The organism is Xenorhabdus aichiensis (genome assembly GCF_028598775.1).
In the GTDB taxonomy this organism is placed as follows: Bacteria; Pseudomonadota; Gammaproteobacteria; order Enterobacterales; family Enterobacteriaceae; genus Xenorhabdus; species Xenorhabdus bovienii.
The window spans coordinates 1-15811 of record NZ_JAQRFO010000007.1 but is presented as its reverse complement, the minus strand read 5'-3'; the positions used below and the strand labels follow the sequence as shown (position 1 = coordinate 15811).

The window sequence follows — 15811 nt, the reverse complement described above, 5'->3', positions numbered from 1 at the left end:
CATCGCCAAGAGATTCTAATAATTTCCTTAGATTGAGAATTTTCGTTTTAATATTTCTATTGCCTCGCGCTCTTGTTCTTCAAAGTTTATACTTTCAAATTTTTTTGTTTGCGGTTTTTTATTGGCTTTTCTCAGCATTTTTATTGCTTTTGGATCGGTGATAACAATTTGTCTGAAAAATGATGAAGTGGCCATTTTTATCTCCTTTTATTTTAATTTATTAAATTACATAAATAAGTTATACGAAATAGTAAATAACATGACTTCTGGTTTGAGGATAGTATATCGGCATTCTAGAATAGAACAATATAGGACTAAGCTCTGCTTTCAAGAAAACAGAGCCAGCTCGAAAAATTCAATGGTAATTGCAGTTTGTTTTCAGACTTTAGCAATATCGGCAAAGGAACAATTAAGTAGTTGGCATAAATCGGTTGGTACCAATTCAATATCTAACCCTCGCTTGCCTCCAGAAATAAATAGGGTTGGTAAGGTTTGAGCCTGACTATCGATAACGGTGGGCAATCGTTTTTTTTGCCCTAGTGGGCTAATGCCGCCTACCAGATAGCCAGTCACTTTTTGTGCCAGTTGGGGATCTGCCATCTCTGCTTTCTTAGCCTTGAACACTTTGGCGACTTTTTTCAAATCCAACTGTCCTGCAACAGGCGTGACGGCGACAGCGAGGTTTTTGGGATCACCATTCAATGAAACCAAGAGTGTCTTAAAAACCTGTTTAGCATCCAAACCGAGTTTTTTAACGACTTCATCACCGAAGCTATGTTCATTCGTATCATGTTCATAAGGATGAAGCCTAAAGTTAATCTGGTGTTTTTCCAGTAAAATAACGGCGGGAGTCATACTATTTTCCTGTAAGTTTTTCCTGTAAAAATGAGATGAGTGAGCGAGTTTTTATCCTTGTGGTTTTTCCATCATCTGTAGCAGATTGTTTTCACCATGAAGATGCAGAGCCCCTACGGCAACCAGATACTTGCCTGCCGGCAAAGCATGTAATTGCTCACTCCATTGATGGTTGCGTCCGGCCATCAATGTCTGATGAATCTCTTCACAGAAGGTCTGCGGCAGCGTTTGGTTTGGTTGTGCAGGTTTGTAATTCATCCACCAACTAATCATCGTCTGTAAAGCACGCGCATTGGTATGCCAATGGGTCACTGTATCTTCCAACAGTGAAATACCCCCGTTTGGCAGGCTGGCGAGTAAGTTAACCTGAGTATCTGTTCCTTCCAGCTCGATAATGGTCTTATCGATGGCTTTTGCGCTATCCAGCAATTGGCAGTCAATGCCATATTGAGGGCGTAATCCCAAATATTGGGCTTGAGCTGCCTGCAATATTAAAGCGACTTGCCATGAGGGTAATGCATCCAGTGGCTCTAGAGGATGCTGGATTTCATGGCAGTAATGCGTTAAACGGTCAAAATGTTCAGGTGATAAACGCAGTGATAGCGCAACTTGTTCTGGAAATTTTTCTTTGAAGGGAGATCCGGGTTGCGTGATGTCCGCTTCAACGATGAGGGCATCACACTGTTCCAGTTGCTCCAGTAGTATCTCAGAAAGTGGAAACATGTTTTCTGTGCCCATGTGAATGCTACCCACGATGTGCAAACGCCTATTTTGTGGCAGGGTGATGTCAAAAGCAGGATAGGGGTAATGCCGTTGGGAATTCAGTCCTAATACATTGTTGAGATATGTCATCAATTTCCCCATGTTACAGACTCCAATAGTTGGCACTCATCGATATGCTAACGTGTTAAAGGTTAACAAGAAAGTGGGAAGATTGTTATAGACGAAACGCTAAACTTCGTTCTGTTTAGCGTTTTGTGGGCTGGATAATAAGCTTTTGTCGACTTTATTCTGAAATTCAATGCTTGGGTTTGAAACGCAATAACCGATTAGCGTTACTGACGACCGTAATTGAAGACAACGCCATTGCTGCCCCGGCAACCACAGGATTTAGCAAGGTTCCTGTGAAGGGATACAGGATACCCGCCGCAATTGGGATGCCTAATGTATTGTAGACAAATGCGCCAAACAGGTTCTGCTTCATATTGCGCAATGTTCCTCTGGAAAGCGCAACAGCATCAGCAACGCCGTGGAGGCTATGGCGCATCAGGGTAATTGCCGCCGTTTCAATGGCGATATCACTGCCACCCCCCATTGCGATGCCTACATCTGCTTGCGCCAGTGCAGGTGCGTCGTTGATACCATCACCGATCATGGCGACTTTCCGGCCTTCAGATTGCAGTGTTTGAATGGCTGCCGCTTTACCATCAGGTAAAACACCGGCAATGACCTGATCAATCCCTGCTTCTTTAGCGATAGCATTGGCCGTTACCGGATTATCCCCCGTCAGCATGACTAAACGATAACCTTGATGATGCAAGCGTTGCAGGGCAGAAAGGGTATCTTGACGCAGAGGATCACGAATGGAAAACAGGGCAGCGATTTTCCCATCGGCCGCCAGAATGACGGGCGTTATGCCTTTTTCCGCCTGTGCCGACATCAAGGTTTTTAATTCCGCCGTTTCAACCTGATTTTGCTCAAGCAAGCCCTGATTCCCCAGTAGTAGTGCTGTATCTCCGACCTCCCCGCGGATCCCCGATCCTGCCAATGTGCGGAATTGCTGTACTTCTGGTAACTTCTGTCCTTCCACTTTCAGCGCAATGGCTTTTGCCAGAGGATGATTTGAACCACTCTCCAATGCACCCGCCCATAACAATACCTGTTCTTCGGTGAAACCGTTAAAAGTATGGATTTCAGTGATTTGTGGCATACCTTCTGTCAACGTACCGGTTTTGTCGAAAACAAGGGTGTCCAGTTGACTGGCTTGTTGCAGGGCATCGGCATCACGCACCAACACTCCTAACTCTGCCGCTCGTCCCACGCCAGAAATAATGGACATCGGTGTCGCCAATCCAAGGGCGCAGGGGCAGGCGATAATCAGGATGGTAGTGATGATAACCAGCGAGTACATAATTTGTGGTGCAGGGCCGATGAAATACCAGATAGCACCAGCAACCAACGCGATGGCAACGACGACGGGAACAAATATTGATGATATTTTGTCTGCTAATTGGCCGATTTCCGGTTTACTGCTTTGTGCCTGACGCACCAGTTTGATGATCCGAGCCAGTGTCGTCTGGCTGCCAACCGCAGCAGCTCTGAACAACACCGTTCCATCCTGAACGACTGTTCCTGCATGAACGCCATCGCCGGTTGATTTCTGTTGAGGGATCGGTTCGCCTGTCAGCATGGCTTCATCCAGCCAGACGGTGCCCTGAATAATTTCACCATCGACAGGTACGCGATCACCGGTGGTCAGACGCAGTATCATGTTGGGTTTCACATCCGCCAATGACAGCGTTTTCTCACCTTTTTCGGTGATCACCCGTGCAGTCGGAGGCGTTAAGTCCAGCAACCGTTCAAGCGCCTTGGAAGAGCGTTGGCGGGCGCGTTGTTCTAGAGCATGGCCGAGGTTGATTAAACCGATAATCATCGCGCTGGCTTCATAATAAAGGTGACGGGCTTGAGGTGGAAAAATCTCCGGCCATAAATTGACGCTGATAGAATAGAGCCAGGCTACGCCTGTACCCAGAGCGACCAGCGTATCCATGGTTGCACTGCCATTTTTCAGGCTTTGCCATGCATTGCGATAAAAATGGCCGCCTGCCAATACCATGACAACCAGTGTCACCAAACCAATCGTCAGCCAAATAGCGTGATTTGAGGGAGTGAGCACCATATTGTCACCCAACATACCCCAAACCATGACCGGAACCCCGACGACCAAGGCAAAAGCTGATTGCCAGCGGAAACGGCGCATATTGGCCTGTGCAACTTGCTGCTGACGCTCGCGGCGTTCGGTTTCATCCTGAATCACTTCCGCGCCATAACCTGCTTTGATGACTGCGTCAACTAACGCATTGGGGGATACCGTACCTGTGACTAATGCACTTCTTTCTGCAAGGTTCACTCTGGCATTTTCTACACCCTCGACGGATTGCAGCGCTTTTTGTACCTTGCTGACACAACTTGCACAGGTCATGCCATCCAGCAGAAGCTGAATACTGTCATTGTCATCATTGTGAGTATCATAACTAACGGTATTTTCGGGATTTTTGACCGGAGTTGAGTTTTCTGCCGCTGCTAAAAACTCCGGTACTGGTGAGGCAGATATTGTCAGCGGCTCAGTTTTTGGGAAGCTTGTACCTGCCGCCAACTCGGCGTGATATCCGGCTTGCTCGACGGCCTTAATTAAAGCGTTGCTCACTACTTTGCCGTAAATTTTCGCGGTCTGGGTATCGACTTTGGCCGTAATAACCCCTTCTACCGCTTCCAGCGCTTTTTGGGTTTTGCCAGCACATTTCATGCAATTTAAGCCTGAAAGTTGTAACTCAATATCGGGCTGAGTGGCGACAACGGCTTCATAACCCGCATCGGTAATCGCGGTAATTAAGACCGTGGGGGATACATTTCCGATAACTTTGGCATAATCAAGGGTAACATCAGTCTGTTCAACACCGGATACATTTTCCAATGCTTTTTTGACACTGCCGACACAGTGCATACAGGTTAACCCCTGAAGTGTAAGAATGGTTGTTGTGGACATAACAAAATCTCCTTCCTGATACAGAGTGATATACTTATCTTTATCTAATTACCGTGATAAAAAGATAGTGATATTGATAACTCAAGAAAAATAGCGGCTATATCATTAAGGCTAAACCTTCCTGCAAGGGGAGGGTCAAGGGGAAATTATGAATATCAGCGAAATTGCTCAGAAGACCGGTTTAACCAGCAAAGCTATCCGGTTTTATGAAGAAAAAGATCTGATCTCCGCGCCGAAGCGCGGAGATAATGGCTATCGTTATTACCAGCACAAGCATATTGATGAACTGACCCTGTTGCGTCAGGCGAAAGAAGTGGGGTTTACGCTTGAAGAATGCCGAGAGTTATTACGGTTGTTTCATAATCCTCGTCGCCATAGTGCAGATGTGAAAACAGCGACCCTGCAAAAAGTGGCTGAAATAGAAAACACTATGGTGAAATTGCAGAAAATAAGGGAGAAGCTGCTAGCATTGGCGGCGGAGTGTCCGGGAGATGATGGGGCAGATTGCCCCATCATTGAGCAATTATCCGGCGGTTGTACGCATCACGGTTGATTTGCGACGGGTTTCACTTTCAACGTGATCCCGTCGACGGCGATCACTTCCACTTCCGTATTGGCTGGAAGTTCCCTGTCACAGTGAACACGCCAACTGCCATCGGCTAGTTTGACCCGGCCATAGCCGTTTTCGGTAGCGCTGGTTAAGCGGGCATGAAGCCCAATTAACTGCTGGTTTTTTTGATTGAGCATCTCATCGCTATTTTTGCGTGGACGATAGCGTAGCCAGCTACGCCACGCAATGGCAGACAGCAATGTCAGAACCGCAAACAGAATGCCTTGCAGTTTCCAGCTCATCTCTGGGAAAACCCATGTGATCAAGGCGACAACGACGGCCGCTGTTCCCGTCCACAGGAGATATCCCCCCGTTCCCAGCAATTCTGCAATCAGCAGCAGGCCACCAAAACAGAGCCAGAACCAGACGGGTTGAGTGGCAATCTGTTCAATCATGGCTATTTATCCTGTTTGCTCTTCTTGCTTTCGCCAATCAATTCCGCAATACCACCGATAGCGCCCATCAAGTTGCTGGCCTCCAGCGGCATCATGATGACTTTACTGTTATCGGCTGCCCCAATACGGGTGAGGGCATCGGTATATTTCTGGGCAACGAAGTAGTTAATTGCCTGTATATTACCGTCAGAGATAGCGTCAGATACCATTTTTGTTGCGCGCGCTTCTGCTTCTGCGGCACGTTCACGGGCTTCAGCTTGCAGGAACGCAGATTGACGCTCACCTTCCGCTTTCAGGATCTGTGACTGTTTTTCCCCTTCCGCTTTCAGAATGGCAGCCTGACGAACACCTTCCGCTTCAAGAATATCTGCACGCTTGGTACGCTCGGCTTTCATCTGAGCGTTCATCGCAGAGACCAGCTCTTTCGGTGGACGTACATCGCGGATCTCAATACGGGTGATCTTCACACCCCATGGGTTAGTGGCTTCATCGACGATAGTCAGCAGACGGCTGTTGATTAAATCGCGCTGAGACAGCATTTCGTCCAGTTCCATTGCCCCCAGCACGGTACGGAAGTTGGTCATGGTCAGATTAATGATGGCCAGTTCCAGATTGCTGACTTCATAGGCCGCCCGCACGGGATCGACAACCTGAATAAAGCAGACGGCATCAATGGTGACGTTGGCGTTGTCACGGGAAATCACTTCCTGTGACGGAATATCCAGAACCTGTTCCATCACATTGATTTTACGGCCGATACGATCAACAAATGGCATGATGATATGCAGCCCTGGCGTCAATGTACGGGTATAGCGCCCGAAGCGTTCTACCGTCCACTGATAGCCCTGTGAAACAGTCTTTACACAAGTAAAGACGATGACAACTGCAATAATGATAAGAATGGGTACAGTACCCAAAGAGAGTAAATCCATAACGATTCCTTTATTAGCTAATTATGGAATATATAAGTATTACTTAATCAATAGAGTAAAGAGTATACATGACGACGGTATTTAGATGCTAGTGTATCTCCGGTTTCGAGAGCGGAAATAATATCCATCAGCGTTTTTTTCACTGCACCATCAGCAGCAGAAAGATCTTTTTTCAGAAAACTGAATAGCAGTTCCAGTGCTTCTTCATTGCGGCCAACTTCGTGCAGTTTCGTGGCAAGTTGAACAGCAAGTTCAGCATTTTCTGGCTGAATTTCTAACGCTTGCTGAAGTTGTTGAATCTCAGGAGAATTTGCCGCCTGCTTCTGTGACTCAAGGATTGCCAGCAAATCATTGTAGCGTTGATCTTGTTTTTCTAATGGAAGGGTATCCAAGATGTTTTGGGCGTCTTCAAGGTGATTGAGCGCAATATATACCTGAGCTAATAGTAATGTAATCTCAATCTCTTTTGGCTCGGCCTGATGCGCTTCTTTCAGTAAAGACAAGGCTTCCTGATTTTTCCCTTCCGCAAGTCGTTCATTTGCTTGCTCTAACAGTGATTTTTTTTGTTGAGTCAGAAATTGAGAAAACATTTTTCTGACAGTTTCGTCTGTCTGAATTCCTTCAAAACCGTGAACAGGGCGGGCTTCTTGTACGAAAATCACAGTTGGCGCAGTACGTACACCAAATTGCGCAGCGATATTAGGTAATTGGTCACAATCGACTTTGGCCAGCGCAAATTGCCCGGCATACTCATGCGCCAGCTTATCAAGGGTCTCTTCCAATTCATGGCAATGCAGGTTCTGTGGAGACCAAAAATAGAACACGACAAGCTGAGTGAGTGAATGCTGAATCATTGGGGCAATATTAGATTCATTGATATGAATGATATGGGCAGTATGGCTATTAGTGTTCGTTATCGATTCCATGGGACGTTTCTCTTAAGTTCGTTATAAGGCGATGACATGAATAAATAAGGTTAATCAGTGGGATTTGCAATCTTAATCAGCTTTGCCACTTCACGATTTTATCAATTAATCTCGCGGGTAATAGGCGCCGCAGAATTGTCATGGCATGGGACAATAATGTTACCGGATAACGTATTTTAGGGTTGGGGGCTTCCAGAGCGTGAATCAACTTCGTGACCACATCCTCAGGGGTGAGTCTGAAACGGTTTGCAAGACTTGGATTTTCGACAGGGTGATCGCGCTGTGTTTGGTTCACATTTTCTGTAAAACGCGTCGTGATTGGGCCGGGCTCTATTAGGCTGACTTTAATTCCCGTGTCTGCCAGTTCTATTCTCAACGCATCTGACCATGCTTCAAGGGCGAATTTACTGGCTGCGTATGCCCCACGGCCTGGCGTAGAGATTAATCCCAATACGGAGCTGGTCTGAACAATTCTCCCTTTACCATAAGCGCGTATGGCGGGCAATAATAGGGAGGTCAATTGATGAGTACCAAATAAATTAGTTGAAAACTGTTTTTCCATCAGTTCGCGGGAAACGCTCTCTAATGGGCCATAAACGCCAAATCCGCCATTATTAAACAACCCGAACAAACGTCCATGGGTTAATTGAATAACTTGTTCGGCGGCGCGTTCAACGCTTTCTTTATCATCCAGATCCAATTCTATGGGTTCCAATCCCAATTCGCGCATATGTGCTAAATCAGCGGGTTTGCGACAAGCGGCAAATACTCGGTAGCCACGTTGATGAAGAATTTTGGCGGCGACCAGCCCGATTCCGCTGGAGCATCCGGTAATAAGAACCGCTTTTTGCATAACTTTACCTGCTTGTTTACATCAATTTATTGAAATAAATGATTTACTATTAATAAATATTTTTACTTAAAGGGAATGTATGCCGACAGTTGGTCAGACATCCAATGGGTAATAAAAGGTTGTGCGAGTTGGTTGGGATGCAGGCCATCATCTTGTAGCCATTCAGGCTTGATAGCAACGTGTTCCATGAAAAAGGGTAGCAGCGGGATCTGATTACGCTCCGATAATGAAGGATAAATCTTAGCGAAAGATTGGGTGTAGCGTTTTCCATAATTTGGCGAAATACGAATCTGCATTAATAAAGGCTGAGCGTCTGCCTGTTTGATTAACGTAATGATCTTTTGCAGATCTTGTTCTATTTGTTGAACGGAAAAACCCCGCAATCCATCGTTACCACCGAGTTCAACCAGAACCCACTTGGGGTTGTGCTGTTTCAACAATTCAGGCAGGCGTTCAAGACTCTGTGCAGTGGTATTGCCGCTGATACTGCCGTTCACGATAGCCGTTTTATTGCCGGATTGCTGCCATTCTTTTGCCATGAGAGTCGGCCATGATTGCTCAACGGGCAGGCGATAGCCGGCGCTAAGGCTATCACCCAAGATAAGCAGGGTATCCGCTGCGGTTGCTCTGGCGCTGCATAGCACTAACAATAAAAGGAAACATACATGGCTGTAGAAAGTATTCTTAAAGTTCATCATCTCACTAAACAGGTTGGTCAGGGGGAACAGGTAATTAATATATTGCAAGGTGTTGAGCTGGTTGTCGAGCCTGCGCAGACAATTGCCTTGATTGGAGAATCGGGGTCAGGGAAATCGACCCTTCTGAGTATTATTGCAGGGCTGGATGATGGCAGCGGCGGTGAAGTCCACTTATTGGGGCAAAATATCAGCCGTATGAACGAAGAACAAAGGGCGCAGTTGCGAGCGAAAAATGTGGGTTTTGTTTTCCAGTCATTTATGTTGATCCCAACTTTAAACGCGCTGGAAAACGTTCAGCTACCCGCACTGCTTCGTGGTGAATCAGAAAATCAGAGTCGTCAGAATGCCATTGAACTACTTAAACAGTTGGGATTGGGGCAACGCCTGAAACACATGCCAGCCCAACTTTCGGGAGGAGAGCAGCAGCGAGTTGCCTTGGCACGGGCATTCAGTACTCGTCCAAAAATCCTGTTTGCCGATGAGCCGACCGGCAATCTTGATCGCCAAACGGGTGATCGCATCGCGGATCTCTTATTTTCCCTCAATCACGATTACGCCACCACGTTAATTTTGGTAACCCATGACAGCCAGCTTGCTGCCCGTTGCCAGCGTCGTTTACGTCTGGTGGATGGAACATTGCGGGAGGAAGTATGATCTGGCGCTGGTTTTGGCGTGAATGGCGTACACCATCGCTATTAATTGTCTGGCTGTCCCTGACGTTGGCCGTGGCCTGTGTATTGGCATTAGGGAGCATCAGCGATCGGATTGACCAGAGCGTTCATTACCAGAGCCGTGATTTTCTGGCGGGTGACCTGGTATTGCAGGCTTCTTATCCCGTTGATGAATCCTGGCTGAAACAGGCACAGGAACGAGGGTTGACATTGAGCCGCCAGATCTCATTTTCGACCATGACCTATGCGGGAGACGTTCCGCAACTGGCTCAGGTGAAAGCGGCTGATGAACATTATCCGCTGTATGGTGAATTAGAGACCAGTCCACAGGGATTGAAACCGGAAAAAGGTTCGGTGCTGGTCGCTCCCCGTTTACTGGTGTTAATGGGGATTAAAGTAGGGGATAGCCTTGACGTGGGCGATGCGGTATTGAAGATCCGTGGTGAGCTGCTTCAGGAACCTGATAGCGGCTTCAATCCATTCCAGCTTTCTCCGCGTATCTTAATCAATATTGAAGATGCCAAAGCGACAGGTGCGATCCAACCGGGAAGCCGCCTGACTTATCGCTATATGTTTTCCGGCTCATCAGAGTCCATACAATCATTCCAGCAATTGATCGACCCACAGTTAAAAGCGGATCAACGTTGGCTCACATTGAAACAGGACAGCGGTGCCCTGGCTCAGTCCATTGATCGCGCCCAGCAATTTTTGCTGCTGTCGGCACTGTTAACGTTGTTGCTTGCGGCGGCGGCGGTAGCCGTTTCGATGACACACTATTGCCGTAGTCGTCATAACCTGGTTGCGATCTTGAAAACACTGGGGGCAGGGCGTTGGGCGTTGCGTCAGTGGATCGTCGGGCAGTGGCTGGTGATATTGCTCGCTGCCATTGTTGTCGGCTCCATTTTAGGTTTGATTTTTGAGTCCGCTTTGATTCAGGTTCTGGCTGCGATGTTGCCCAAAATGTTACCGGAAGCGGGCATGTGGCCGTGGATGTGGGCGATAGGTTCGCTGTTGGGTATTGCCCTGCTGGTGGGAATTCGCCCTTATCGTCAGCTAATGGCGACGCAGCCATCACGGGTATTGCGCAGTGATGTCACTGCAGCGATCTGGCCGTTGCGTTACTACCTGCCCACCGTGGCGCTGATTATGACGGGGGGATTGGCATTACTGGCGGGTACTAAGCCGCTCTTATGGTCATTGCTGGCGGGAGTGCCGATGGTCGCTTTGCTGCTGGCAATATTGGGCTGGAGCGGCTTATGGCTGCTGCGTCGCATGACATTTCGCCAGCTCAGTTTACGTTTGGCGGTCAATCGGCTGTTGTGCCGTCCGTTCCAGACCATGACGCAACTGGCCGCATTTTCGCTGTCATTCATGTTACTGGCATTACTCGTGATGGCTCGGGGAGATTTATTAAGCCGATGGCAGCAGCAATTGCCACCGGATAGCCCGAATTATTTCCTGATCAACATGACTCAGGCGCAAATTCCACCAGTGAATGACTTACTGGCGAAATATCAAGTGAAGCCGACTGAGTTCTATCCTGTGGTTTTGGCGCGTTTGACGGAAGTGAATGGGCAGTCGGCGATTGAATGGGCTGACGAAAGGCATCCCAAGAGCACAACAGTGCGTCGCGAACTCAATCTGACATGGAAGGCCGAATTACCCCCATTTAATACTCTTGTGGAAGGAACGTGGCCACCGAAACCGAAGGAAGTTTCTATTGAGCAGGGCGTAGCAGAACAGCTGCACATTAATGTGGGAGATAAACTGACATTTACGGGTAATACACAGACATTTCAGGTCAGTGTGAGCAGTATTCGTAAGGTAGATTGGGAAAGCTTGCATCCGAACTTCTTCTTTATCTTTTCCAAAGAGACGCTGGATAATCAGCCTCAGACATGGTTGACCAGTTTTCATTATGAAGGAGATGGACAGCTTCTCACGGAAATAAATCGTCATTTCCCGACCATTAGTATGCTGGACGTGGGGACTATGCTTAAACAGATACAGGGGATCTTGCAGCAAATCAGTCAGGCGCTGGAAATTATGGTTGTTCTGGTAATGATTTGTGGTGCGCTGCTTCTGCTGGCACAGATTCAGGTAGGCATGAGCCAACGCCAGCTTGAGCTGGTGGTTTATCGTACCTTGGGGGCGAGCAAGAAACTGCTGCGGCGCACATTGTGGAGCGAATTTGCCCTGCTGGGTTTCATGGCGGGTCTGGCTGCGGCATTTGGTGCGGAAGTGGCACTCTGGTTGTTGCAGACAAAAGTGTTTGAGTTCCCGTGGCAACCGCAATGGCAGATGTGGCTCCTGCTTCCCATCATCAGTAGCCTGCTGCTTTCATTGTGCGGTAGTTGGTTAGGGATTCGATTGCTGCGGGGTAAAGGGCTGCACCGACGTTTGCCGGAATAAATCGACCACTAGTGCACTAACGGTAATAAATGGGGAAGCTTTACAGAAAGGTCTCCCCATGTTTCAAAGCAAGCGTGATTGATTAAATAAATCAGGTCAATCAGCCAAACTCAGCCCTTAATTTGGGCAGGATCTGATCGCCGAATATTTTCAATCCCTTAATATAATCAGGGAAGATTAACATCACGCCATCCAGTTCACAGGTGCGTAGTAAATCTGACAGTTGCTTGTAGCAGGTATCTGGCGTACCAATGGCGGTATGGGTCATGAAAGCATTTTGTGATCGTTCAACCATGGCATTGTTTTTGCCATCTACATCGACACCAAAACTGTGCATCATATTTCTGACTGCTTCCACATCCAGACCTTGGCGATAATACTGAGCGAGGGTTTCAGCATAGGCATCGGTTTCGGCACAAATGACCGTACACATGCAGAAAGTTTTGGTGGTTGTGTTGCACTCTGATGCAATGCGCTTAGCGGTTAAGCTAATTTTGCGGGTTTCTGCCTCATCCTTGCCCCCGATAAAACAGACATCAGTATGACGCACACTGAAATGGAGGCCACGTTCAGATTGGCCGGCACAAACCAGATAAGGGCGGGGCAGTGAAAGAGGTTTGGGTTCAGAAACACATTGCTTCAGGTGAAAATAGGTTCCTTCATGATCAACGTGTTTTTCACGCCAGAGCCTTTTGATCAGTTGTGTCCACTCTTCGGTCATGGCGTAGCGCTGGTCATGATCCAGGCTGCCATCCCACTCGCCCATCTGTTCAAACTCATCTTTGAAAGAGCCGGAAACAATATTCAGCCCTGCACGTCCCTGACTGATATGATCCAGCGTGGCGATCATTTTGGCCGTCACTGCGGGATTGTGCAGCCCCGCATGAACCGTGGCGATCAACTTGGCGCGGTGAGTGACCTCAGCAATGCCGGCCATCATCGTGACAGATTCGAGCGAGCTACCCCAATGGTCTGTTTCCCCGCCAAACCCGCGCCATTTACCCATGGACATAATGAAATCAAGGCCAATCTGATCGGCCAGAATGGCAGCCTCCCGGTTTTGTTGGTAAGACGCATCCAGTGGCGGCGTGTTTTTGGAGATGATCCACCCACCTTTAGCGATGGGCAGGAATACACCGAACTCTTTCTTTGACATCACTATTTCCTTGTTTGTGCACTGTTTCAGTTCGTCTATTACCCTATTCGGTGAATGGGGAATTGTCGACTAAACGCTTTTTCATTTTTTGAGCAGGCGGTTTCATCATCAATGTTACGACAAGAACAACACATACGGGGATGGCAATAATAAGGAAAGCCGAAGTAAAACTACCTGAATAATCTTTAATCGCCCCGGCAAAAAAAGGCGCCAGACAAGCCAGAGTAGAAATCAGGTTCATGACCGAAAACAACTCCAGATAAGGCTTACGTCCAAAATAGTTGGCCAGCAGGACACTGGAAGCGAGGAAAGTCATCCCATAGCCCATACCGACAAATAGCGTGAATCCAATCAAGAAAGGCCATGAAGACGCGATACTCAATGCGATCAAACCAATAATGATGACCGTCAGGCTGCCAATCAGCAATTTTTTCGGATCAAGCCACTCGCCTACCGCGCCTCCGGCCAGTCTTGAAAAAGCATTGATAAAGGCCATTGAACTCAGTAGCCCTGCGGCGATAGCTTCACTGAAACCATTCTCGATAATGTGCGCAACGGCAAAACTGTTAACTGTAATACCACACCATAAAAACGCGGTGTAAGTGGCGGCAATGGCATAGAATTGCCATGTACGCAGCGCTCTCCGTGCAGTCCAGCGCTGTTTAGTGCGATAAATTTTCAGGGGGTTCTGGCTATTGTGCTTTTGATTAACGGCTTTGGCATGGGCAACTTCCCGTTTGCCTTCTTGCAGGATAAAAATAGTCAGAAGTACGAATACGGTCAGAACAATGGCGGAAATCATCCAGTGCATACGCCACGTTCCCCAGACACGGGTGGCCAGAAAATAGATCCACGGGCCAATGACGCCCCCCAGCCCACCGATGGTGAAATAGAAACCAAAGGCAAGGGACTGTTTTTCATATAACCGTGAAATGACATAAGTGCCGGGAACCGTGGCTAAAAAGGTAAAACCGACACCCAATAAGGCCGTTCCGATAAAATAAGATGAAATGACATGGGTGTTATACAGATGGTAGAAACCGGCAAGAAAAATCAGCAGACCAATGAATAGGGTGAAGCGGACACCAATCTTGCGGATGAACAATGTTGGCAGAAAACTGGAAAGCCCACAAGTTAGGCCAAGCAGAGAGAATCCCAAACCCGCACTCGTCCAGTTCCAGCCCAGCTCGTTGATCATGCTGGGCAGAACAACACCCAATGACGTAAAGGTTGTTGCTGTGGATAAAAAATATACCATACCTAAAAGTACCAGCAAAAACCACTGATAAGTACGCCCGAATTTGTCGTGTTGAATGGACATTGTGACCCCATAAAGGCTATAAACCACTAAAAACAGCACTATTTTATGTGTTTATCAGAAAAAGCTGTATCGAATAAACACGCCATAGCTGAATTGGTTCGTGCGATAGTACGGTGTATCTTTTATTTTGTACTTATTCTTGGTTGTATTCAGAACAACGCCTGTCCATAAATGCCCTGATTGATAGCCCAGTTTTTTCCCCAAGTCATAATGCAATTCTGGCTTGAACTCCAGCATTTCAGGATTATCGTGTAACCCAAGCGTATAATCTAACGTCCCTACGATCCGAAAATCCCCCAATTGATTATTGAAAGGAATGGCATAATCAATATGAATTCGTTGATCGTTCCAATTTCCTTTTGCATTATTTTCAAAATAAAACAGGGTACGCAGCCAGCTAAACCCAGGGACTTGCCAGTCAAGGCTGATACCGGGGAAATAATCGTATTTTACGTTTTTGGTTTTGGCAATCCACTGGGCAAACAGCACATCTTTTAATGGGCCATAGGAAAGATCATACCCTGCTATTTTGCTGGCGCTGAGTCTGGGGACGAATTTATAGTAATAGGTGCTTTTATCGCCTTGATAGTCATGTTGCAGCGAATTTTGCCAAATGCTGTAAACATACATATCGCCAATCTTGTAATCACCAAATGCTTCTACGATGGGAGAAATCGTTTTCTGGGGGGCAACTTTATTTTCGAATTGCAGGTAAAGGCTGGTGTCAATGGATTGAAAATTGACGAAATCGCTTGCTTGAGCGGGAACGGTAAAAAAGAAGAATAAAGAGATTGCAGATAAACCGACCGTTGTTGCTGTCATCGGCTTTAGAATGTTGTTTGCTTCCCGTTTCCTTAAGAATGGCACTTATTGTCTCCTTGTTATCTCATTGGCAATTTTGTGCAAAATAGTAACATTTATTTAATTATACGATAATGTCAAATGATTATTGTTCATATTATGGTAGAGAAATTAAATAGGCAATATTTCATTCTATTATGTGTGTTATTATTATAAAAATTGCTGGATGAAATACCAGTACTTTATCAATGATTTTACTAAGGTTATTTAGCAACGTAGGCTTCTGTATTTTATATTGGGTATTATTTACTTTTATATTTTATTCAGGGTATTTATTATAATATATTTAATTAAAATTGATATTAACAATATAATTAAATTGAAATATTTTTATATTTTATGATTATTTATTTGA

At 46.7% G+C, this 15811-nt stretch carries 15 protein-coding genes; 3 read left to right on the top strand and 12 right to left on the bottom strand.

Annotation, left to right across the window (positions count from 1 at the left end):
* Nucleotides 1-27: 27 nt before the first annotated feature.
* From PSI22_RS04940 to copA, 4 genes are all read right to left on the bottom strand, one after another.
* Nucleotides 28-195: a hypothetical protein gene (locus PSI22_RS04940; RefSeq protein ID WP_196245099.1), complete on the bottom strand. Its 168-nt coding sequence runs from the start codon at nucleotides 193-195 to the stop codon at nucleotides 28-30.
* 183 nt (nucleotides 196-378) lie between these two features.
* On the bottom strand, nucleotides 379-855 hold the full coding sequence (ybaK, locus tag PSI22_RS04935; RefSeq protein WP_038191901.1) for a Cys-tRNA(Pro)/Cys-tRNA(Cys) deacylase YbaK: 477 nt from the start codon (nucleotides 853-855) through the stop codon (nucleotides 379-381).
* A gap of 51 nt (nucleotides 856-906) precedes the next feature.
* Nucleotides 907-1719 (bottom strand): TraB/GumN family protein, encoded by an 813-nt coding sequence (locus tag PSI22_RS04930; protein WP_273578822.1) that lies wholly within the window; start codon nucleotides 1717-1719, stop codon nucleotides 907-909.
* Between the two features lie 154 nt (nucleotides 1720-1873).
* Nucleotides 1874-4621 (bottom strand): copper-exporting P-type ATPase CopA, encoded by a 2748-nt coding sequence (gene copA, locus PSI22_RS04925; RefSeq protein WP_273578821.1) that lies wholly within the window; start codon nucleotides 4619-4621, stop codon nucleotides 1874-1876.
* Nucleotides 4622-4769: 148 nt separating this feature from the next.
* Between copA and cueR the strand changes: the two genes are divergently transcribed.
* A complete protein-coding gene (cueR, locus tag PSI22_RS04920; RefSeq protein WP_273578820.1) occupies nucleotides 4770-5174 on the top strand; it encodes a Cu(I)-responsive transcriptional regulator in 405 nt (134 codons plus the stop codon).
* Here the strand turns inward: cueR and PSI22_RS04915 are convergent.
* The 5 genes from PSI22_RS04915 to tesA all read right to left on the bottom strand — a co-directional run bounded on the left by PSI22_RS04915 (nucleotide 5165) and on the right by tesA (nucleotide 9032).
* Nucleotides 5165-5626: an NfeD family protein gene (locus PSI22_RS04915; RefSeq protein WP_273578819.1), complete on the bottom strand. Its 462-nt coding sequence runs from the start codon at nucleotides 5624-5626 to the stop codon at nucleotides 5165-5167. The two genes, cueR and PSI22_RS04915, sit on opposite strands and share 10 nt — an antisense overlap.
* A 2-nt stretch (nucleotides 5627-5628) precedes the next feature.
* Nucleotides 5629-6558, bottom strand: a complete 930-nt coding sequence (locus PSI22_RS04910; RefSeq protein WP_038205575.1) for an SPFH domain-containing protein — start codon at nucleotides 6556-6558, stop codon at nucleotides 5629-5631.
* 47 nt (nucleotides 6559-6605) lie between these two features.
* Nucleotides 6606-7484: a thioredoxin family protein gene (locus PSI22_RS04905; protein WP_273578818.1), complete on the bottom strand. Its 879-nt coding sequence runs from the start codon at nucleotides 7482-7484 to the stop codon at nucleotides 6606-6608.
* Between the two features lie 76 nt (nucleotides 7485-7560).
* Nucleotides 7561-8337, bottom strand: coding sequence for an SDR family oxidoreductase (locus tag PSI22_RS04900; protein ID WP_273578817.1), 777 nt, complete (start codon nucleotides 8335-8337; stop codon nucleotides 7561-7563).
* A gap of 62 nt (nucleotides 8338-8399) precedes the next feature.
* On the bottom strand, nucleotides 8400-9032 hold the full coding sequence (gene tesA, locus PSI22_RS04895) for a multifunctional acyl-CoA thioesterase I/protease I/lysophospholipase L1 (protein ID WP_273578816.1): 633 nt from the start codon (nucleotides 9030-9032) through the stop codon (nucleotides 8400-8402).
* Between tesA and ybbA the strand changes: the two genes are divergently transcribed.
* Nucleotides 9003-9689 (top strand): putative ABC transporter ATP-binding protein YbbA, encoded by a 687-nt coding sequence (gene ybbA / locus PSI22_RS04890; protein WP_273578815.1) that lies wholly within the window; start codon nucleotides 9003-9005, stop codon nucleotides 9687-9689. The genes tesA and ybbA overlap by 30 nt on opposite strands.
* Entirely contained in the window at nucleotides 9686-12118 is a 2433-nt protein-coding gene (gene ybbP / locus PSI22_RS04885; RefSeq protein ID WP_273578814.1) for a putative ABC transporter permease subunit YbbP, read from the top strand. Before ybbA ends, ybbP begins: the two co-directional genes overlap by 4 nt.
* Nucleotides 12119-12218: 100 nt before the next feature.
* Here ybbP and PSI22_RS04880 read toward each other — a convergent pair whose 3' ends face one another.
* Genes PSI22_RS04880 through PSI22_RS04870 form a run of 3 tightly spaced genes read right to left on the bottom strand, consistent with a single transcriptional unit; the run spans nucleotide 12219 to nucleotide 15462 of the window.
* Nucleotides 12219-13274 carry an LLM class flavin-dependent oxidoreductase gene (locus PSI22_RS04880; protein WP_273578813.1) on the bottom strand — a complete coding sequence of 352 codons (1056 nt, stop codon included), beginning with the start codon at nucleotides 13272-13274 and terminating at the stop codon, nucleotides 12219-12221.
* 43 nt (nucleotides 13275-13317) lie between these two features.
* Nucleotides 13318-14595, bottom strand: coding sequence for an MFS transporter (locus tag PSI22_RS04875; RefSeq protein WP_038216750.1), 1278 nt, complete (start codon nucleotides 14593-14595; stop codon nucleotides 13318-13320).
* 54 nt (nucleotides 14596-14649) lie between these two features.
* Entirely contained in the window at nucleotides 14650-15462 is an 813-nt protein-coding gene (locus tag PSI22_RS04870; RefSeq protein ID WP_273578812.1) for an outer membrane protein OmpK, read from the bottom strand.
* Nucleotides 15463-15811: the final 349 nt, after the last annotated feature.